This window comes from Stenotrophomonas maltophilia, assembly GCF_006970445.1.
Lineage (GTDB): Bacteria > Pseudomonadota > Gammaproteobacteria > Xanthomonadales > Xanthomonadaceae > Stenotrophomonas > Stenotrophomonas maltophilia_AU.
Window position 1 is genome coordinate 3,047,097 of the sequence record NZ_CP033877.1, and the last position, 20,439, is coordinate 3,067,535.

The following is a 20,439-nucleotide window of genomic DNA, read 5'->3' on the forward strand; positions in this document are numbered from 1 at the left end:
GCGCAATCTTAGTGCGCGGACGCCAGTAGCGGGTGAAGCCCGATGCCGCTCAGATGCCCCGCACCAGCCGGAAGCCGATGCGCGCGTTGGTGGTATCCGAGTCCTGCGACTGCCGCCAGGCCGCGCGGGTCTGCTCGGGCGCGTTGGCCCAGTTGCCGCCCCGGATCACCCGCGACCGGCAGCCCGGGTTGAACCAGGCGGCACCATCGGACGGCGCACGCCGGTAGCTGGCATGCCAGCAGTCGGCCACCCATTCGCTGAGATTGCCGGCCATATCGTGCAAGCCGAAGGCATTGGCCTGGAAGCTGGCCACTGGCGCTGGCCCCCACCAGCCATCGCCATAGCCAATGAAGGCGTTGTGCCAGTGCCGCCCCGAGGGAGAAACATCCTTGCTGCCGGTGAAGTTACCGGTTCCGGGCGGCGGCGTGCCGGCGTCGCCCCACGGATAACGGCCACTGCTGCCAGCACGCAGCGCATACTCGAATTCGGCCTCGCTGGGCAGCCGGTAGCTGCGTCCCGTCTGCTCGGACAGCCACGCCGCATAGTTCTCGGCATCACGCACACTCACATGCATTACCGGCGAGTTGCCCAGTGCGCGCGCGCCATCGTAATCGGAACGCCAGTCCACACCGCTGCGGCGGATGAAATTGCCGCTGCGCTCGTCATAGACCACAGAGTGGCCGCGCCGGGTCGCACGCGGCCGTGCATTGGTCGACTTCACATAGCGCTCGAAATCGCCGACGGTGACCTCGGTGATCGACATCGCGAAGCCGCGGTCAAAGCGCACGTAATGCGAGGGCCGCTCGGCATCGGTGGAACCGGGCTCGGTGTCACCGGCCCCCATCTGGAAGCCACCATGCGGCACCACCACCATCTGCGGACCGCGCCCACCATCGCGCATCGCGTCGCTGAACACCTGCCCGGGGCGGAAGCTGCCGTAGTGGGTGGCCAGGTCGATGCGCTCGCGCAACTGGGCCACCACCGCATCGCCCGGCAAGGCGATGCGCAGGGCCTCGGCCAGCTTTTCGCGCGCCGGCTTCAGGCCCTGCGGCGTCGCCAGCTCGCGCAGGCCATCGTCGCGCAGCTGCAGCAGTGCGGCCGCACGGATCTGTTCGATGCGCTCGAAGGCATCGGCAATGGTCGGTGACGAGTCACGGACCTTGCTGGCTTCGGCCAGCCAGGTGCCCGCGCTGGCGAAGTCACGCGCGCGCGCCGCGTCCTCGGCGCGGCGGATCAGGCCACTCTCGGCCGCCGCCAAGCCTTGCCGCGCCCGGCGGTTGTGTTCATCCAAGGCCAGCGCTTCACGGAAGTTGCCGATCGCACCGTCACCGTCCTCACCGATCCGTCCCGAACGCAGGTCTTCCTCGCCGGCACGGTTGTAGGCCACCACGCGCTGGGCGAGCTCCACCCGGCCCTGCAGCGCGCGCACCTTCTCATCCTTCGGCGCCAGGGTCAGCAGCACCAGCGCCTGGCGGCTGGCCTCGGCCAGTGCCTCGCGCTGCTGCAGCGGCCGAACCAGCAGGGCGTCGGCCTGCTGCTGCAGGCGCTGGCGTGCGCGCTGCAGGCCGTTGCGGGCCTGGCGGTCATCCGGGTCTTCTTCCTGCACCGCCAGCCACAGCGGAACCGCCGCGTCGGCGTCCTCGTACAGGCGCCCTTCGCTGAAGGCCTTCTCGGCCGCGCGACGCAGCTGGGCCAGCGTGCGCCCCTGCCGATCAACCCGTGGCGGTGTCCACCGCTGCACATCCTCGGCGGCATCCTCACCGGCAATGGTGACGCTGCCCTGCCCGGTCTCCGGGGTCGCGTCCGCCTGCGAACCTTCCTGCGGCCGCGCGTCTCCGCCAGCAGCCGGCCCCGGCTCCGGCGCCGCCGGGGGCGACGGCGTGCAACCGGCCAGGGCCACGGCCAGGGCGGTGCACAGCACGGACGACAGCGGAAAACGCAAGCAGGATCTCCTTCGGCACGGATGCGGACCGACGTTAGGCTATTCTCCCCTGCCTGAGCAAACCCGAGTAGTAGGCCCTGACCCGTGGCAACCTGGATCACCACCCCCGCCGAGCTGGATCCGTACTTCCAGCAGCGTCCGGCCCGCATTGGCCTGGATACCGAATTCATCCGTGAACGCACCTTCTGGCCGCAGTTGGCCCTGGTGCAGATGGCGGTCGGGCAGGACATCCTGCTGATCGATCCGCTGATTCCAGGGATGACCGAAGCATTGGCGCCCTGGCTGGCCGATGAATCGATCATCAAGGTGATGCACAGCGCCAGCGAAGACCTGGTCGCCTTCAAGTGGGCCTGCGGCGTGTTGCCGCGACCGCTGTTCGACACCCAGATCGGCGCCTCGCTGGCCGGTATCGGTGGCGGCATGGGGTACCAGAAGCTGGTTGCGGAGATCACCGGGGTGGCGCTGGCCAAGGGCGAAACCCGTTCGGACTGGATGCGCCGTCCGCTCTCGGAATCGCAGCTGAAGTACGCCGCCGACGACGTCGAGCACCTGTTCGCGTTGCATGACGCCATCGATGCAAAGCTGCAGGCGTTGGGCCGCCAGCAGTGGCTGCACGACGACGGCGAGCGCCTGCTGGCCAGCGTCGCCAACGACGAAGACCGCTGGCCGCACCTGGCGATGCGCTCGGCGCAGTTCCTCGATGCCGCCGCACAGCATCGCCTGCTGCGTCTGCTGCGCTGGCGCGATGTGCAGGCGCGCAGCAGCGACCGCCCCCGCAGCTGGATCCTGGACAACGAACTGGCCGCCACGCTGGCACGCACGCCACCGGCCGATGCCGCTGCGCTGGGCAAGCTGTTCGAACAGTTCCCGAAGGCACCGCGCAAGCTCGCTGGCGCTGTGTGGCAGGCGCTGGACACACCGCTGGCCGATGAGGCCGAGGCACCGCTGGCGCTGCCGGCCAACGACAGCAACAAGCAGGCACTGAAGAAGCTGCAGGATGCGGTCGCCGAGCGCAGCCGCGAACTGGGCCTGCCGGATGGCGTACTGGCCTCGCGCAAGCACCTGGAAAGCTATCTGGAACGTCGCCAGTGGCCCGCCGCGCTGGCCGGCTGGCGCCAGCAGGAACTGGAATCGCGACTGCAGGCCCTGCTGCCCGCAGCCTGATATCACCGGGCGCCGAGGCATTGCTTCGGCCCCTGCGGCGCTGGAATGAGCATCTGCCACGCTTGCCGGCGCGGGCGCAGGCCTGTCCAATAGCGGCCCCGCTACTGTTGGATGGCTTCAGATGACAAATGGAATTGCGAAGGACGGCCTCTCCGTGGAGGACCTGGCCTGGCGCACGCAGGCGCGTACCGCGCTCCAGCAGAACGACCATGCAGCACTGGATGCATTGCTGGCCCCTCACGAACAAGCCTGGCTGGACGGCGCGCGTGCGCTGCCGGGCATCCGCTGGCGCCTGCGCAACCTGCAGGACAAGGTCCTGACCCTGGATGAGCGCCTGCAGCAGGCACAGCGCTGGGTCGCCGCCGCACCACAGAGCTATTACGCCTGGCTGCGCCTGGGTGCGTGCTGGCAGGAGGCTGCCGGTGAGCTGCGCAGCGCCGACGTGGCCGCACTGGTGGAGGACAGTCAGTGGCTGGCCGCGCAGCTGGCCCGCGACCGCGCCGTGCATGCGTACCTGCAGGCGATCCCGCTGTCGTCGCGCCCGGCGCTGGCGCTGGATGGCATCAAGCGCGTTACCAGCTACCTGCGCGAGCCGAACTGGCTGCTCGCGCTGCAGGCCGGGCAGCCAGCGCAGTCTGACGAAGCTGCATTGGCTGAACATTATCCGCAGGCGTGGCCGCAGGCACTTCAGCTTCTGTCGCGCTTCGGTGCACCGCTGCAGGTCCTGCCCGACAGCCTGCCGACGCTGCTGCACGACCGCAGCCAGGACGACTTCGATGCACCGCTGGCGTACTGGATGCGCCTGGTGCTGGAACAGCGCCCCGACGACCTGAGCACGCTGGAAGACACCCTGTACTTCCTGTACCCGCGCTGGGGCGGCAGCCACGAAGCGATGGAAGACTTCATCGAAGGCAGCTGGTGCCGCGGCCTCGACCTGGCGCAGAGCAATGCCCTGCGCTGGCGCAAGGCGCAGGACTGGCTGGCCGAGTCGCCGCAGCGCGATGACAGCGAAACCGTAGCCGCGCACGAGCGCGCATACGCGCAGATTCTCGACTGGCACCTGGACCGCAACCTGCGCGCGGAGGTGCTGACCCAGCGTGCCGGACTGCGCTATCGGCTCGGCCGCGTCGAAGAGGTCGAAGACGACGTGCAGTGGGATGCGCAGCACATGCAGGCGGTGTACGAGGACCTGCAGCAGGCCTGGGCGCTGGACCGCGACATGGTCCTGCACCAAGGCCTCAGCAATCTCGAGGCCTGCACCTGGTTTGCCCATGTTGATGGTGCCCAAGCGCTGTTCGCCCAGGTGGTGGACTACGCCGCGCGCGAAGGTGATTCGGCGATCGGCCTGCTCTGGGCCGCGACGGCCATCGAGCATGGGCTGCTTGGCCAGAGCGCCGATCCGGAACGCGCTGCGCCCCTGCTGCAGCGCGCATTGAAACTGGCACCGCAGGAGAACACGTCGGCAGTCACGTTCGCGGCCAACCTGTTCTGCGATGTCTCACAGGCAGCCGGCCTGTCGCTGCTGCTGCGGATGGCCGAAGCGGGCGACGCCGGCGCGATGTCCGCACTCTGCGACCTGTACAAGGGCCGCCTGGGGGGACGCGACCAACCGCAGTTCGTTGATGCAGGGAAGGCAGCGTACTGGCAGGAGCGCGCCGTGGAAGGCGGCGACCTGATCGCCACCTACAACCTCGGCGTGCGCCTGGTCGCTGCCGGTGGCGCCGACAACGAAGCGCGTGCGCGCGAGCTGTACCTGCGCTGCCTGCAGGACGCCGAAGCCGGTGAGCGCGTATGGGGCCCGACCTGCCGCAACCTGGCCTGCCTGGCCCTGGACGGCCAGAACGACGCGCACAAGCGCGAAGCGGTCGAACGTGCATTGATCCCGCTGTGGTGGCGCGGTGACGACGATGACAAGCTGTGGGCCGCCGGCTATCTGGCCGACATCTATCACTTCGGCAACGGCGTGCCGGCCAACGCCTTCCTGGCCCTGACCTGGCTGCAGCGCGCCATCGAGATCGATCCGGAGTACGTGGACGTGGTGCGCATGGCGCCGCTGATCAATGGCGAAGGCCGCTGGTTCGGCGCCAGCCGTGCGCGCAAGCAGCAGGCGCAGGACCGCCAGCAGGTGGACAGCGCAACCTGGGCCCTGACCTTCGGCCAGCGCAGCCAGGACAGCGACCTCACCGCGGTCTGAGGCAACGAAAAGGGCGACCCGGATCACCGGGCCGCCCTCTGCGTTCAAGCCGTTCGCTGGCAGGACGGCCCGCCAGCGCGACAGTGCATTACCAGTTCATGTTCAGCGAGACACCGACGGTGCGCGGTTCGTTGTAGACCGCGGCCATGTAGTTCTCGATCACACCCTTGAGGTTCTTCTCGTTGGTGATGTTGCGCGCGAACAGCGCCACTTCGTAGGCACCGTAGTTGCCCGAGTAGCCGATCTTCAGGCCGCCCTCGAAATCACCCTTGGAGTTGAACTCCTTGCTGTCATACAGCACGAAGCTGGTGTAACCCTGCTTGTTCCAGTCGGTGGACACGAACATGGTGCCGGCGTCGCTGACCGGGAAGTCGTAGCGGGCGGCCAGGTTGACGTTGTACTTCGGCGCGTTCGGCAGCGGGTTGCCGTCGATCTGGGCGAAGGTGTTGGCACCGACCTTGATGGTCGGGTCGCCGACGGTGCACACCACCTGGCCATTGAGGCCGCAGACCTGTGCGTAGACGCGCTTGTCCTTGATCTCGCTGTGCAGCAGGCTCAAGCCGGCGGTCAGGGTCAGGTTCGGGATCGGACGCAGCTCCATGTCCGCTTCGAACCCGTAGGCCTTGGCCTTGTCGGCGTTGAACAGCACGCCGTTGCCGTCCGAATCGTTGCCGTTGAGCTGGATGTCGTTGACGGTGTAGGTGAACGCGGTGGCGTTCAGGCGCAGGCGGTTGTCCCACAGGCTGCTCTTCACGCCCGCTTCCCAGGACAGGATCGTCTCGGAATCAGCGGTGGTGAAGTCGGCATTGAACACGGCCGAACGGCCCTGGATGGTCGGGCCGCGGAAGCCGCGTGCGACCTTGGCGTAGACGCTCACATCCGGCGTGATCTGATACATCGCGCTCAGATCCCAGCTCGGGGTGGTGTCGGACATCTTGACGTCGGTGCGGCCCTTGTAGGTCACCACGCCGGCGGCGGTGTCAGCGGTCTTCAGCAGGCGGGTGTGCTTCTCGTCCTTGGTCTGGCGCAGGCCGGCAGTGACGGTGAACTTGTCGGTGAAGGCGTAGCTCAGCTGGCCGAAGCCGGCCCACGAGGTGTTCTTGTTGCGCAGGCGCACCCAGTTGTTCGGGTTGCGTGCCGCGCCCTGCAGGAACCAGGCGCGCTGGTAGAAGTCGGTGGTGTCGCTGCCGTTGAAGTAGAACGCACCGGCCTGCCACTGCAGCGCATTGTCGTCATGGCTGGCCAGGCGGAATTCCTGGGTCCACTGGTCCAAGTCACGGATACGGCCCATCGACTGGCCATAGCCGTTCGGCACGCCGTTCACCGGGAAGTTCACCGCAGCGCCGCCGTCGGTGTCGCCGCGGCTGTAGCCGGAGGTGGTCTCGTAGGCGGTGATCGAGGTGAAGTCGATCGCACCGAAGTCGTAGCGTGCCTTCACCGAACCGCCGTAGGTCTTGTAGGCCTGCGGGTTGTTGTCGGCTTCGTCGTAGGCGACCTGGTCACGCGGCACGTCGGTCTTGTTCGAGCCCTTGGTCAGCGCACCGCGCAGGAACAGGGTCGAGGTGCCTTCGTAGTCACGGGCGTGGGCCGAGGCAAGGATCGAGAACTGGTCGCTCGGGGTCAGCAGCAGCTGCGCGCGCACGTTGCGGTCATCGAAGCCGCCCATGGCGTTCTTCTTCGGGCTGACCGTGCCGTCGGCACTCGGGCCCTTGTAGGTGTTGTCGACGTAGTCGTCGCGGTGCTGGTACAGCGCCGACACGCGGAACGAAGCGATGTCGTTGATCGGGCCGCCGAAGCCGCCGTCGATCGACACGCTGTTGTACGTCGCATAGCTGGCGCTGACGCGGCCGGTGTAGTCCTGGGTCGGCTTCAGCGTGTCGAACTTGATGATGCCGGCGGTGGTGTTGCGGCCGAACAGCGAGCCCTGCGGGCCGCGCAGCACTTCCACCTGGTCCACGTCATAGACCGGGTTGGACTTCAGCACCACGTGTTCCAGCACCACGTCGTCCTGGATGATCGACACCGGCTGCGAGGCACCCAGGTAGAAATCGATGTTGCCCAGGCCGCGGATGTAGAAGCGCGGGAAGATGCGGCCGGTGGTGGTTTCCGCATACAGGCTCGGCACGCGGCCGGACAGCGCCAGCAGGGTGTCGTCGCCGCCGGCGGTGAAGTCGCGCATGCGCTCGCCCTGCACCACGCCGACCGAGACCGGCACTTCCTGCAGGTTCTGCTCACGGTGCTCGGCGGTCACGGTGATGGTGTCCAGCCCGGTCGGGGTCGGCGCGCTGTCCTGCGCGGCGGCACCGAAGCTGCCAACCAGGGCCAGGCCGGCACAGGCCAGGGCCAGCGGATGGCGGCGGAAGGAAACGAAGGAAGACGACATACCCGACAGGCGGCGGGAATCGGAATGGGAGGGCATGGAATGCTCTGAGGAGGCGTCCGTGCGGCCTGCGCGAGCCGGGCGGCAAAAAGGAGGAGAACTGCGCAAGCCGCCATTATCCCCCAAATTGTTACGATTTCGTTGCGCAGCGCCCAAACCCGGCGAAACAAGCGGTTTCGGCACAGTCAGCGGGCATCGCCTGGGGTCAGATCCGGTTTCCAGGGAAAACGGATCTGACCCCGGTTGTGACCCTGGATATCAGGGCAGCGGCCCCAACGCCACATCGACCATCGCCAGCAGGCGCTCGCGGCTGATGCCGTCACGGGCCTGCACCGAGATGCCGTGCAGCACCGTGGCGAAGTGATCGCCCAGCGCCTGTACCGCCACATCGTCGGCCAGCTGTCCTTCGGCCTGCGCCTGCTGCAGCCTCGCGATGATGGCCGCCGTGCGCTGGCGACGATGGCTGGCCAACCAGTCCCGCACGCCCTCGCCATCAGGCGACACGCTGCTGGCCGAGGACACCACCAGGCACCCATGCGGGCGCCCGCGCCGGGTGTAGGTCAGCACCGCGTCGCGCAGCATGGAGCCGATCGCCTCACGCAGCGCGGCCTGCTCCAGCGCGCGCGGCGCGAAGCCGCCCTCGCCTTCCTCGTACAGCGCAACGGCTTCGCGGAACAGCTGCTCCTTGCTGCCGAACGCGGCATAGATGCGCGCAGAGGCGATGCCCAGTGCCTCGACCAGTGCCGACATGGACGTGCCTTCATAGCCGTGCTGCCAGAACAGCAGCATCGCCTTGCGCAACGCCTGGTCCCTGTCGAATTCGCGCGGTCGCCCTGCCATCTGCCTGCCTGCTCCAGTGAGGCGCGCAGTGTAACGCGGGTGTTGACCACCGCGAGGGTCGCGCCTATTCTTTGTCGACCGACAAACAATTGGAGCAACACATGCAGACCCTCAAGGGCCCCAGCCTGCACCTGGCGCAGTTCGCCGGCGACCAGGCCCCGTTCAACTCACTTGCCGGCATCGCCGAGTGGGCCGCAGGCCGCGGTTTCAAGGCACTGCAGATTCCCGCCTGGGATGCACGCCTGTTCGACCTGGCCACTGCCGCCGACAGCCAGGATTACTGCGACGACATCCGTGGCACGCTCGCCGAACACGGCCTGCAGGTCAGTGAGCTGACCACCCACATCCTTGGCCAGCTGGTGGCCGTGCATCCGGCCTACGATGAACTCTGCGATGGCTTCGCCCCCGAAGCACTGCGCGGCAATCCGAAAGCCCGCAGCGAATGGGCGCAGCAGCAGCTGCATCTTGCCGCCCGTGCCTCGCGTCGGCTGGGCCTGCAGGACATGGGCACCTTCTCCGGCTCGTTCGCGTGGCCCTACCTGTTTCCGTTCCCGCAGCGCCCGCCGGGCCTGATCGACGCGGCGTTCGACGAACTGGCACGACGCTGGCGGCCGATCCTCGATACCTGCGAGGACAACGGCATCAACCTCTGCTACGAGATCCACCCCAGCGAAGACCTGCATGACGGCACCAGCTTCGAGCGCTTCTTCGAACGCGTCGGCCAACACGAGCGCTGCCGCATCCTGTTCGATCCCAGCCACTTCGTGCTGCAGCAGCTGGACTACCTGGAGTACCTGGACATCTATCACCCGCTGATCCGCATGTTCCACGTCAAGGATGCGGAGTTCCGCCCCAGCGGCCGCCAGGGCATCTATGGCGGGTATGCCGACTGGACCGAACGTGCGGGCCGCTTCCGCTCGCTGGGCGACGGCCAGGTCGACTTCAAGTCGATCTTCTCCAAGCTGGCCCAGTACGACTACCCGGGCTGGGCGACGCTGGAATGGGAGTGCTGCCTGAAGGACCAGGAAGCAGGCGCACGCGAGGGTGCCGCGTTCATCCGCGACCACATCATTCCGGTCACCGACAAGATTTTCGACGACTTCGCCGGTGCGCCCATCAGCACCGCACAGATGCAGCAGATGCTCGGCATCGCCTGAGCCCCAACGGAGCACTCCCCCATGACCACTTCCCTTTCCGCTGGCGCTGCCGGCGACGCTTCCCTGCGCCACCATTACCTGCGCATCGACGGCCAGCGCGTGCATTGCGTATCCGCCGGCCACGGTGAGCCGGTGCTGCTGATTCCCGGCTGGCCGCAGACCTGGTACGCCTGGCGCCACGTGCTGCACGCCCTGGCCGAGGCCGGCTTCGAAGCGATTGCCGTGGATCCGCCGGGCATCGGCGAATCCGATCGCCCCACCCACGGCTACGACACCGGCAGCGCCGCCACCGTCCTGCACCAGACGATGCAGGCGCTGGGCCACGACCGTTACCAGGTGGTCGGGCATGACATCGGCATGTGGATCGCCTATGCACTGGCCAGCGACCAGCCGCAGGCGGTGCGCCAGCTGGCCGTCACCGAGGCGGTGATTCCCGGCCTGGCCCCGGAGCCGGGCATCTTTGCCGCGCCGGCCGACAACATCTTCCTCTGGCACTTCATGTTCAACCAGGTGGCAGACCTGCCTGAGGCACTGATCAGTGGCCGCGAACGCGCCTACCTGGAATTCATGTTCGACCGCTGGTCGTACCGACGCGATGCAGTGGCCGCCGACACCTACATCGCCGCCTACAGCCGTCCGGGCGCATTGCGCGCAGGTTTCGCCTGGTATCGCGCGATTCCGGAAACGATCCGCCAGAACAAGCTGCGCGCGCAGCGCCGCCTGCCGATGCCGGTGCTGGCGATCGGTGCCGAGCACGCCACCGGCGATGCGCCGATGCTGACCCTGCAGCCGCATGCCGACGATGTCCGCGGCAGCATCGTTCCGGGCTGCGGTCACTTCATCATGGAAGAAGCGCCGCAGGCGTTCCTCGCGCAGCTGCTGCCATTCCTGCAGGAGGCGCGCCATGCGGCTTGAACCGGAACTGCAGCAGTTCGTCGACGCTGTGGCGTCGCAGCCATTACCCGACGATCTGCGGGAACTGCGTGCGATCAGCGAGGGTGCGCTGCCGACGCTGCAGGGTGCGCCGCAGCCGGTTGCGTGTGTGATCGAACACACGGTGATCGCACGCGACGGGCATGCATTGGAGGTCCGCCTCTACACACCGCAAGGGCTGCGCGATGGCCCGGCGCCGGCCCTGCTGTTCGCGCATGGCGGCGGCTGGTTCCAGTGTTCGCTGGCGGTCTATGACGGCCCTTGTCGTGCATTGGCCAACGCCAGCGGCTGCGTGATCGCGGCAGTCGGCTACCGGCTCGCGCCGGAACATCCGTTCCCGGTGCCCCTGCACGACGTCACCGACGCCTGGCAGTGGCTGCAGGCCAACGCCGAGGGCCTGGGCCTGGACCCGCAGCGCCTGGCGATCGGTGGCGACAGCGCCGGTGGCAATCTCGCCGCCGCCTGCTGCCTGCTGCTGCGCGAGACTGGCACGCCGCAGCCGCGCCACCAGCTGCTGCTGTATCCGGCGCTGGATGCCGGCATGGGAAGCGATTCCTACCGTGACTACGCGACTGGCTACTACCTCAGCGCCGAACTGATGCAGCGCTGCTGGCAGGCCTATCTGGGGGGGCAGGCTCCGCCGCCGGCCCTGGCCTCGCCCGCGCACGCAACCGACCTGCAGGGTCTGGCGCCAGCCTCCGTGCTCAGCTGCGAACACGACCCGCTGCGCGACGAAGCCGAGCAGTACGCGCATCGCCTGCAGACCGATGGCATCGACTGCACGCTGGAGCGGCTGCCCGGGATGATCCACGCCTGCATCCACCTGCAGGGAGTGGCCGCGTCCACCGGCATGGCGGTTCAGCGCGCGGGCGCCCTGCTGCGCCAGGCTCTGGCCTGAATCAGTGCAGGACGGTGGTGGCTCCACGCTGCCGCCGTCCCGGCCCGGCGCTTGGCAAGCCCGCCGGGCAGCGCTACACTGAAACCCTGCCGTGGGGCCATAGCTCAGCTGGGAGAGCGCGTCGTTCGCAATGACGAGGTCAGGAGTTCGATCCTCCTTGGCTCCACCACTATTCGGAAAGAACCCGTAGATCTCCGCGATCTGCGGGTTTTTTCTTTTCAGCACCCACGGCTCAGCCAGGCTCCTGGCCACCATCCTTACGCCGGGGACTGCGCGAATGCGCATCACGCACCTGTTGATCGCGCTGGCCCGGCCGCTGCTTGGCCACGTCGTCCTGCTTCCTGTCCTGGCGGCTTTCCTGGATGCCCTGCTTCGGGTCCTGATCCCTGTCTTGCTCGTTCATCAAGAACTCCCTCGTCGGCGGCAGGCCAACGCTGTGCTCCACGCTAGAGGCAGGCGGGTAATCCACGGGTCAGTCCCGCGGCAACAGCGTGTGCACAAACCTGCTTGCTGCGACGGTGAACACACGCCCAGAATCCGATGCAACACCAAATCCGCGTACATCGATGCCCTCTTCCGCCCAGCACGCGGCGCACACCTTGCCGATGAAGGTCAATCCGACCGACGGCAGCATCCAGCTCGGCACTCTGCCGAGCCTGATCTGCCCATCACTCTCGCTGGACGAGGCGCGCATCGCCTTCGTCACGCTGATGCATGGCGAGCACGATGTTGGCACCGGCTATTACTGGCTGAGCCTGCACCGGCTCAGCCTGGGCGGCGCGCCCGCTGGCATCAGCCTGTGCTTCCACGGGCAACGGCTCGACATGGTGACGATGAGCGTCGATCTGCCCGGTGCAACACTGGAAGACGGCTGGCCGACCCAGGCAGCAATCGATGCTGAAGTCGCTTTCATGCGCCGCACCTTGGCTACGGCACTCGGGCGCAAACTGCCCGGCGGCCACGCCCGCTTCAACTGGGGCGAGGCCTGGGCCCGGTTCGACCCGAAGGGATTCATGGCCAGCAGCGGCATCCGCTACTCGCCACGCACGTGACCGCGCTCAGGTACGGGTGATCGACACCCCACCTTCAACACGCATCGCGGTACCGGTAACGAAGCTGCTTTCATCGCTGGCCAGGAACAACGCCGCATTGGCGATCTCCTCCGGCTCAGCCATGCGCTTGAGCGCGTGCAGCGAGCGCACGAAGTCGCGGGCATCGCCGGTGGGTGCCGCTTGCCGGCCCATCTCGGTATCGGTGCCCCCGGGCAGCAGCACGTTGCTGCGCACGCCACGCGCCCCGTACTCGGCAGCGATCACCTGGCTCAGGCCGATCAGCCCGGCCTTGCTCGACGCATAGGCCACCATGCCCGGGAAGCCCACGGTATGGCCGACAAAGGTACCGACAAACACCAGCGAGCCACCGCCACGCGCCAGCAGGGCCGGCAACTGCGCGCGGGCAGCATGGAAGGCGGCATCGAGATTGGTGGCCATCACCTCGCGCCACGCATCCGCCGGGAACTCCGCTGCCGGTACACCGGGGCCGAGCATGCCAGCGTTGTTGAGCGCGATGTCCAACCCACCGAATGACTGCTGGGCCAGTTCCACCAGCGCTTGTGCCGTGCCCGGGTCAGCTACGTCGGCGGCATGCACCACCACCTCGCCGCCGGCGGCACGGATCTGCTCGGCCAGTGCCTGCAGCGGTTGCGGCCGCCGCGCGTTGAGCACCAGTTTTGCGCCTTCGGCAGCAAAGCGCAGCGCGCTGGCGCGGCCAATGCCAGCGCTGGCACCGGTGATGAGAGCGATCTTGTTGTTCAGGCGCATGGTGGCGGTACCGGTTGTGAAGTGGCCGCCACGATGCCGCGCCTTCGGCCCGCCAACACTCCGTTTCCGGGCCTCACAGATGGGTGCAGGAAACGGAGTTTCCGCAGCACCGGCACGTGCCAGAATCCGGCCATGGACAGTACCGCCACCACCGCCCTCGATGCCCGCGTCGAACGCGTCTGCCGCCACCTTCAGGCCAGCCTCGACGAACCCTCGCTGCAGGAGCTGGCCGACATCGCCGGCTGCAGCCCGACGCGCCTGCATCGCCTGTTCAAGCAGGCGACCGGGCTGACCCCCAAGCAGTACGCCGCCGCGCTGCGCGCCGATCGCCTGCGCACCGGGCTTCAGCAGCAGGAACGCATCACCGATGCCTTCCACGATGCGGGCTTCGGCTCCAGCGGGCGCTTCTATGAGAACGCACCGAAGTTGCTGGGCATGACGCCGAAGCAATGGCGTGCCGGTGGACGCGGCGAAGTCATCCACTTCGCGCTTGCCGAGAGCTCGCTGGGCAGCGTGCTGGTGGCCAGCAGTGCCACCGGCGTGGTCGCGATCCTGCTCGGCGACGATCCGGAGACGCTGCTGCAGTCATTGCAGCAACGCTTCCGCCAGGCCGAACTGGTCGGCGCCGACCAGGGCTATGAGCAACTGGTGGCACAGGTGGTGGGCCTGGTCGAGGATCCCTCGCGAGGCGCCACGCTGCCGCTGGATATCCGCGGCACCGCCTTCCAGCAACGGGTATGGCAGGCACTGCAGCAGATTCCGCGCGGCCAGACGGCCTCGTATGCCGATATCGCCGCGCGCATCGGCGCGCCCCGATCGAGCCGCGCGGTGGCACGCGCCTGTGCAAGCAATCCGCTTGCCGTGGCGGTGCCCTGCCACCGGGTGGTGCGCCGCGACGGCGACCTGTCCGGCTATGCCTGGGGCGTGGCACGCAAGCGCGAACTCCTGCGCCGGGAAAAGGTCGCCACCGGCTGATGCCACCCGGTAGCCGCCGCCCCTGGTCGGCACACCGAGCTTCCGGTAGTGGCCGACCTTGGTCGGCGCACCCGCCAAGCGCTCAATCCCGCCAAGCGCTCAATCCAGCTTCACCACCAGCTTGCCGAAGTTGTGCCCCTTCAGCAGCCCGAAGAACGCCTCCGGCGCCTTCTCCAGCCCTTCCACCACATCCTCGAGGTACTGGATGCGGCCCTCGCGCAGCCACTGCGGCATCTCGCGCTCGAAGTCCGGCCACAGGTGGTTGAAGTCGTGCACGATGAAACCGCGCACGGTCAGGCGCTGGCGCAGGATCTGGCTGAACAGTGACGGCAGGCGGTCCGGGCCAGGCTGCTCGACACCACGATCGTTGTAGGTGGCGATGGTGCCGCACACCGGAATGCGGGCGAAGTCGTTGAGCAAGGGCAGCACCGCATCCAGTACATGGCCCCCGACGTTCTCGAAGTACACGTCGATACCCGCAGGCACCGCCGCGCGCAGCTGCTCGGCAAAATCAGCAGCGCGATGATCCAGCGCCACGTCCACCCCCAGCGTCTGCAGGTAGGCGCGCTTGGCTTCACCACCGGCGATGGCGACCACGCGCGCGCCCTGCAGCTTGGCCAACTGCGCCACGGTTGCGCCGACCGGTCCCGTCGCGGCGGCCACCACCAGCGTCTCTCCCGGCTGCAGTCGGGCGATTTCATGCAGGCTGGAATAGGCGGTGAAGCCCGGCATGCCATACACACCCAGCGCGGTACTCAGCGGCAGTCCAGCCGGGTCCAGGCGGCGCCCCAACGCCTTGGCCGGCAGCACCGCGTGGGTCTGCCATCCGCCCGGCGCCAGCACCAGCTCACCCACTGCGACACCCTGAGCATTGGACTGCAGCACCTCGGCCACGGTCTGGCCCTCCATCACCGCCCCCACCGCCACCGGCGCGGCATACGACGGGCCCTCATCCATGCGTCCACGCATGTACGGATCCAGCGAAAGATAGCGGTTGCGCAGCAGCACCTCGCCATCAGCCAATGCCGGCAGCGCGGCCTGCTCCAGGCGGAAGTTGGCTGCACCCGGTGCGCCCTGCGGACGCGACGCCAGCACGATGCGGGAGGTGATCGATGAGTCGGACATGACGACGGTCTCTGCTGTTGCCAGCATCAGGAAAGGAGTGCCGACACTACGCCGCAGCCATCCCCGATGGCGGCCACGAAAACAGCGTTCCATTGCCCGGACCGGCGCGGGTCCAGCGCAGCCCTTGCCCTTGCAGCTTTGGCGATCGCGGCGATCTGCTGATTTCCACCGCAGACGATGATCGACTGGCCACGCCCCGCCCCACGACGGAGGATCAAGCACTTGCGAGCGCGCAGACGGCAATGTGAAGAATTCTTGGCAAAACGCTTGCCGAAGGCAGCCGACCTCCGTAATATACGCGTCCTTGGCAGCGACCTCGCTGCAACGAAACATGTGGCCGAGTAGCTCAGTTGGTAGAGCAGGGGATTGAAAATCCCCGTGTCGGCGGTTCGATTCCGTCTTCGGCCACCACTTTCGAAGGCCTGCAGAAATGCGGGTCTTTTTTTTCCGGAAACCGCATTCACCGCGGTCGCCACACAATTTGGCCGAGTAGCTCAGTTGGTAGAGCAGGGGATTGAAAATCCCCGTGTCGGCGGTTCGATTCCGTCTTCGGCCACCATCTTTCGAGACCTGCAGAAATGCAGGTCTTTTTTTGTCCGCGAACCGCCATCCACGCATGGCGTGGATCTACCTGGCACTGACGCCTTCCGCCATCCACGCCTGGTGTCGATACATGCCAGGCCATCGCCGCCCGGTTGACGAAACATTTACACCGGCATGCGCGGCGGCACCTACGCTCCAGACTCCTGCCTGGAGCCTGCCGATGCCTTTGCGCCCCGCCCTGCTCGCCTGCCTGCTGCTGGCCGCCTTTCCGGTGATCGCCGCCGAACCGGTGCGCGCGGTCGAAGCGCTGGACATCGACCGCTACGCAGGCCAGTGGCATGAAATCGCGCATCTTCCCGTCTCGTTCCAGAAGCAGTGCGTGGGCGAAATCACCGCCAACTATGGCCTGCGCCGCGACGGCCGCATCAGCGTCACCAACGCCTGCCGCAATGGTGACGGCGAGCGCGTGGTCGCCGAAGGCGTGGCTCGCCCGGTGGCCGGCCACCCCGGGCAACTGCAGGTGCGCTTCGTCCCCGACTGGCTGAGCTGGGCGCCCCTGGTCTGGGCCGACTACTGGGTGCTGGCACTGGACCCGGACTATCAATGGGCCCTGGTCGGCGAACCCGGCCGCAAGTATCTGTGGATCCTCTCGCGCCTGCCGGAGATGGAGCGCGACCGGTTCGAACAGTTGAAAGCCAAGGCCGAGTCGATGGGATACGACCTCGGGCCACTGCGCCTGATGGCCCCGTTGCGCGATACGCCCGCCGACTGAACCACCCCGCATCGGGGGCATCCGGCGCGCCCGATCCGGCGTTGCGCATGCCCGACCGCCATCTTCACGCGCTACCCTCTGCGACGGGTCGCCCCAGGCGATCCATAAAACCATACGCCGTAGTATGCTTACCCCAACGCACCCCCTCCAGAGGACTTGCGCCCATGCTCCACCGCTTCCGTACCGCCTTGATCGTCCTGTGCACCCTCGCCCTTGTTGCCTGCAACAACGGCATCGTCAAGCGTGTTTCGGAACCGGCGGCCAGCCTGCAGCAGCTGACCGTGCGTGCCGACGGCAACTGGACCGTGGCCCTGCGCCTGCAGAACTTCAGCTCGATGCCGATGACCTTCGATGACGTCTCGCTGGCGCTGACCGTCGGCGACAGTGCAGCCGGCACCCTGCAGGCCAAGCCCGGCATCTCCATTGGCGGCACCTCCGCCGACGTCATCAATGTCGAACTCGTGCCCAGCTCGGCCGCGCGCCTGGTGGTGGCCGACGCGCTGGCCAGCAACCGCACCCTGGCCTACAGCCTGAAGGGAACGGTGGCGGCCACGCCGCAGGAAAAGAAGCAGCGCAGCTTCGACATCAGCAGCCGCAGCACCCTCAACCAGGCCCCCGGCCTGCCCGGCGTGCTGCGCTGATTACCGACTTTCGTCGCGGCGCCTGGCGCCGCTCCCCCCTGCCCTGATCAAATCGAGACGTACCGATGAGCAGCTACACCGCCCCGCTTTCCGACCTCCGTTTCGCCCTGCACGACGTGCTCAAGGTCGAACCCCTGTTCGCCCGCCTGGGCTTCACCGATGCCACCGCCGACGTGGTCGATGCCGTGCTGGAAGAAGCCGGCCGCTTCAGCGCCACCGTGCTGGCCCCGCTCAACAGCGTCGGCGACGAGATCGGCTGCGTGCTCGACCAGGCCAGCGGTGAAGTGACCACCCCGCCCGGCTTCAAGCAGGCCTACGACCAGTTCGTCGATGGCGGCTGGACCGGCCTGACCGCCTCGCCGGAGCTGGGCGGCCAGGGCCTGCCGCACACCCTGGGCGTGCCGCTCAACGAAATGATCAACGCCGCCAACCTGGCCTGGGGCAACTTCCCGCTGCTCTCGCACGGCGCCATCGAAGCACTGAAGCAGCACGGCGAGGCCTGGCAGCACGAGGCCTTCCTCAAGCCGCTGATCGAGGGCCGCTGGACCGGCACCATGTGCCTGACCGAACCGCACTGCGGCACCGACCTGGGCCTGCTCAAGACCAAGGCCGAGCCGAACGCCGATGGCAGCTATTCGATCACCGGCACCAAGATCTTCATCACCGCCGGCGAGCACGACCTGACCGGCAACATCGTGCACCTGGTGCTGGCCAAGCTGCCCGACGCCCCTCCGGGCGCCAAGGGCATCTCGCTGTTCGTCACCCCCAAGTTCAAGGTCGACCGCGAAGGCAACGTCGGCGAGCGCAACGCACTGCGCTGTGGCTCGATCGAGCACAAGATGGGCATCAAGGGTTCGGTCACCTGCGTGATGAACTTCGATGGCGCACAGGGCTACCTGGTCGGCCAGCCGCACAAGGGCCTGCAGGCGATGTTCACCATGATGAACACCGCGCGCCTGGGCGTTGGCCTGCAGGGCATCGGCCTGTCCGAGCGCGCCTACCAGAACGCACTGAAGTACAGCCGTGAGCGCCTGCAGTCGCGCGCCCTGAGTGGTGCCAAGTTCCCGGACAAGCCGGCCGACCCGATCCTGGTCCACCCGGATGTGCGACGCATGCTGCTCACGGTGAAGTCGCTGGTCGAAGGCAGCCGCCTGCTGGCGCTGCACGCCGCCACCCTGATCGACGTTGCCCACCATGCCGAGGATGCCGCCGAGCGCGAGCGCGCCGACACCCTGGTGAGCTTCCTGACCCCGATCTCCAAGGCCTGCCAGACCGAATGGGGCATCGAGAACACCTACAACGCCCTGCAGTGCTTCGGTGGCCACGGCTACATCCGCGAACACGGCATGGAACAGCTGGCCCGCGATGCCCGCATCACCACCCTGTATGAAGGCACCACCGGCATCCAGGCACTGGACCTGATCGGCCGCAAGACCGCGTCCAGCCAGGGCGCCGGCCTGAAGCTGATGCTGGCCGAGATCGAAGCCTTCGCCAAGGAACACGAGGGCAACGAAGCGCTGGCCGAGTTCATCGGCCCGCTGCGCGCCAAGGCCGCCGAATGGGGCAAGCTGACCATGGACGTGCTGCAGCGCGCGGCCGGCAATCCGGACGAACTGGGCGCAGCCAGCTACGACTACCTGTTCTATTCGGGCTACGTGGTACTGGCCTACTGGTGGGCCCGCAGCGTGGCCGCCGCCCACGCCAGCGCGCACGGCGCCGCCTTCGCCCAGGGCAAGCGCGAAACCGCTCGCTTCTACTTCGCCCGTGTGCTGCCGCGCACGCTCAGCCACGCCGCCGCGATCCAGTCCGGCGCCGCTCCGCTGATGACGATGGACGACGAGCGCTTCGGCGCCTGAGCCGGGCTGCTGCCCGGCACCCGCGGTAGTGCCGGCCGCTGGCCGGCAACCGCAACAGCCGGCTTCCTGCGGGATGGCAAGGTGGGTCCAATTGCGGGGGACGGCGCAAGTACGTCCCTGTAGCCTCGGTCGCCGCATCCATGCGGCTCACGCCCCCGCAACCGGCCCCACCCTGCCCTCGACAGATTTCTGCTGCTGTTGGTAGATGTCGACCTTGGTCGACACGGCAGATCCACGCCATGCGTGGATGAAAACCACCGAAATCCATCTGGAGAAAAGCCCCCCTTTGTTAAGGGGGGCGTGCCGACGGCGCAGGGGATAGGAGAAATGCGTGGGCATCCCAACCCGCCGACGGCGGGCTGGGATGCCGAATGCGCGGACCTGAATGTTGACGATTTGTGTATCGCCGACAGGCGATACACAAATCGTCAACATTCAGGTATAAGCTGTTCTCCCGATGGAGACAGACACTACACGCTTGGGTCTGATCGAAGCCGGAGCTCCGTTTTCTGCTCCGGGCGCCGAAGCATCGCCCAACGCCACGACGCTGCATCGCCCCGGTTCGGTCCGGCTGCTCTCGCTTGATGCCCACGGACGCGTACTGGACTGGATCACCTGGCAGGATGCGGCCTGCCTCTACGCCCGCGAGGCGGTGGCCTGGACGCTCGGCGATCCCTGCCTGCACATCCACGGCGGCACCAACCGCTTCAGCGGACTGCAGAGCGGCATGGACCTGCACCCGATCATCGCCGCCCGCGGCCACGCCCGCTCGCGCGCAATCGACCCGACGCCGAACCTGACCAACCAGGCCCTGTTCGCCCGCGACGCCCATCTGTGCATGTATTGCGGCCAGCAGTTCAGCCGCCCCACGCTCACCCGCGACCACGTCATGCCGCTGTCAAAGGGCGGGCTGGACTGCTGGGAAAACGTGGTCACCGCCTGCTTCCACTGCAATTCGCGCAAGAGCGACCGCACCCCGCAGCAGGCCGGCATGCCCCTGCTGGCGGTGCCCTACCGGCCCAGCTGGATCGAGCACCTGATCCTGTCCAACCGCAACATCCTGGCCGACCAGATGGCCTTCCTGAAGGCGCAATTGCCCAAGCGCTCGAAACTGAGCACCTGAACGCCCGAAAATGCAACCCTCACCGTCCTGTCACGGACGGCGGCGTTTGCTTGCCCCACCCCCGTTTGAGGGCGAA

Annotated in this window: 17 protein-coding genes and 3 tRNA genes; 14 read left to right on the plus strand and 6 right to left on the minus strand. The window is 67.4% G+C overall.

All coding sequences use genetic code 11. The features are described 5' to 3' along the window. Positions 1-49: 49 nt before the first annotated feature. Positions 50-1,942 (minus strand): formylglycine-generating enzyme family protein, encoded by a 1,893-nt coding sequence (locus EGM71_RS14065; protein WP_188485412.1) that lies wholly within the window; start codon positions 1,940-1,942, stop codon positions 50-52. Between the two features lie 84 nt (positions 1,943-2,026). On the opposite strand from EGM71_RS14065, the gene rnd reads away from it, so the two are divergent. Both rnd and EGM71_RS14075 read left to right on the plus strand, forming a co-directional pair. Then, on the plus strand, positions 2,027-3,106 hold the full coding sequence (rnd, locus tag EGM71_RS14070; protein ID WP_188485413.1) for a ribonuclease D: 1,080 nt from the start codon (positions 2,027-2,029) through the stop codon (positions 3,104-3,106). Positions 3,107-3,227: 121 nt separating this feature from the next. Continuing rightward, the gene (locus EGM71_RS14075) at positions 3,228-5,300 is read left to right on the plus strand and encodes a DUF4034 domain-containing protein (protein WP_188485414.1); all 2,073 of its coding nucleotides are present in this window, start codon (positions 3,228-3,230) and stop codon (positions 5,298-5,300) included. Between the two features lie 88 nt (positions 5,301-5,388). Here EGM71_RS14075 and EGM71_RS14080 read toward each other — a convergent pair whose 3' ends face one another. Both EGM71_RS14080 and EGM71_RS14085 read right to left on the minus strand, forming a co-directional pair. Then, entirely contained in the window at positions 5,389-7,719 is a 2,331-nt protein-coding gene (locus EGM71_RS14080; protein ID WP_188485415.1) for a TonB-dependent receptor, read from the minus strand. A 219-nt stretch (positions 7,720-7,938) separates the two neighbouring features. Then, positions 7,939-8,520 (minus strand): TetR/AcrR family transcriptional regulator, encoded by a 582-nt coding sequence (locus EGM71_RS14085; RefSeq protein ID WP_188485416.1) that lies wholly within the window; start codon positions 8,518-8,520, stop codon positions 7,939-7,941. 101 nt (positions 8,521-8,621) lie between these two features. On the opposite strand from EGM71_RS14085, the gene EGM71_RS14090 reads away from it, so the two are divergent. The 4 genes from EGM71_RS14090 (at position 8,622) to EGM71_RS14105 (ending at position 11,677) form a co-directional block, all read left to right on the plus strand. After that, positions 8,622-9,677, plus strand: a complete 1,056-nt coding sequence (locus tag EGM71_RS14090) for a sugar phosphate isomerase/epimerase family protein (protein ID WP_188485417.1) — start codon at positions 8,622-8,624, stop codon at positions 9,675-9,677. A 21-nt stretch (positions 9,678-9,698) separates the two neighbouring features. Beyond that, entirely contained in the window at positions 9,699-10,592 is an 894-nt protein-coding gene (locus EGM71_RS14095; RefSeq protein ID WP_188485418.1) for an alpha/beta fold hydrolase, read from the plus strand. After that, positions 10,582-11,508 carry an alpha/beta hydrolase gene (locus EGM71_RS14100; RefSeq protein ID WP_188485419.1) on the plus strand — a complete coding sequence of 309 codons (927 nt, stop codon included), beginning with the start codon at positions 10,582-10,584 and terminating at the stop codon, positions 11,506-11,508. The genes EGM71_RS14095 and EGM71_RS14100 overlap by 11 nt, the downstream gene beginning before the upstream one ends. 93 nt (positions 11,509-11,601) lie before the next feature. Beyond that, a tRNA-Ala gene (locus EGM71_RS14105) sits at positions 11,602-11,677 on the plus strand. A 63-nt stretch (positions 11,678-11,740) separates the two neighbouring features. Here the strand turns inward: EGM71_RS14105 and EGM71_RS14110 are convergent. Continuing rightward, positions 11,741-11,911, minus strand: coding sequence for a hypothetical protein (locus EGM71_RS14110; RefSeq protein WP_188485420.1), 171 nt, complete (start codon positions 11,909-11,911; stop codon positions 11,741-11,743). Between the two features lie 163 nt (positions 11,912-12,074). Here EGM71_RS14110 and EGM71_RS14115 point away from each other — a divergent pair, with 163 nt between their 5' ends. Continuing rightward, entirely contained in the window at positions 12,075-12,560 is a 486-nt protein-coding gene (locus EGM71_RS14115) for a hypothetical protein (RefSeq protein ID WP_188485421.1), read from the plus strand. 6 nt (positions 12,561-12,566) lie between these two features. On the opposite strand, the gene EGM71_RS14120 is transcribed toward EGM71_RS14115, so the two are convergent. Continuing rightward, complete coding sequence (locus EGM71_RS14120) at positions 12,567-13,328, minus strand: SDR family oxidoreductase (RefSeq protein ID WP_188485422.1); 762 nt, start codon at positions 13,326-13,328, stop codon at positions 12,567-12,569. A 132-nt stretch (positions 13,329-13,460) separates the two neighbouring features. Here EGM71_RS14120 and EGM71_RS14125 point away from each other — a divergent pair, with 132 nt between their 5' ends. Next, positions 13,461-14,303 (plus strand): bifunctional transcriptional activator/DNA repair enzyme AdaA, encoded by an 843-nt coding sequence (locus tag EGM71_RS14125; RefSeq protein WP_188485423.1) that lies wholly within the window; start codon positions 13,461-13,463, stop codon positions 14,301-14,303. A gap of 99 nt (positions 14,304-14,402) precedes the next feature. Here the strand turns inward: EGM71_RS14125 and EGM71_RS14130 are convergent, their stop codons facing one another. Beyond that, positions 14,403-15,428: an NADP-dependent oxidoreductase gene (locus tag EGM71_RS14130; protein WP_188485424.1), complete on the minus strand. Its 1,026-nt coding sequence runs from the start codon at positions 15,426-15,428 to the stop codon at positions 14,403-14,405. 335 nt (positions 15,429-15,763) lie between these two features. Here EGM71_RS14130 and EGM71_RS14135 point away from each other — a divergent pair. The 6 genes from EGM71_RS14135 to EGM71_RS14160 all read left to right on the plus strand — a co-directional run bounded on the left by EGM71_RS14135 (position 15,764) and on the right by EGM71_RS14160 (position 20,363). Next, positions 15,764-15,839: transfer RNA gene (locus EGM71_RS14135), tRNA-Phe, on the plus strand. A gap of 72 nt (positions 15,840-15,911) precedes the next feature. Beyond that, positions 15,912-15,987: transfer RNA gene (locus EGM71_RS14140), tRNA-Phe, on the plus strand. 204 nt (positions 15,988-16,191) lie between these two features. After that, a complete protein-coding gene (locus EGM71_RS14145) occupies positions 16,192-16,743 on the plus strand; it encodes a lipocalin family protein (RefSeq protein WP_188485425.1) in 552 nt (183 codons plus the stop codon). Between the two features lie 164 nt (positions 16,744-16,907). Further along, a complete protein-coding gene (locus EGM71_RS14150; RefSeq protein ID WP_188485426.1) occupies positions 16,908-17,384 on the plus strand; it encodes an LEA type 2 family protein in 477 nt (158 codons plus the stop codon). Positions 17,385-17,449: 65 nt separating this feature from the next. Beyond that, positions 17,450-19,240, plus strand: a complete 1,791-nt coding sequence (locus EGM71_RS14155) for an acyl-CoA dehydrogenase C-terminal domain-containing protein (protein WP_188485427.1) — start codon at positions 17,450-17,452, stop codon at positions 19,238-19,240. A 457-nt stretch (positions 19,241-19,697) separates the two neighbouring features. Next, on the plus strand, positions 19,698-20,363 hold the full coding sequence (locus EGM71_RS14160) for an HNH endonuclease (RefSeq protein WP_032956174.1): 666 nt from the start codon (positions 19,698-19,700) through the stop codon (positions 20,361-20,363). Positions 20,364-20,439 lie beyond the last annotated feature (76 nt).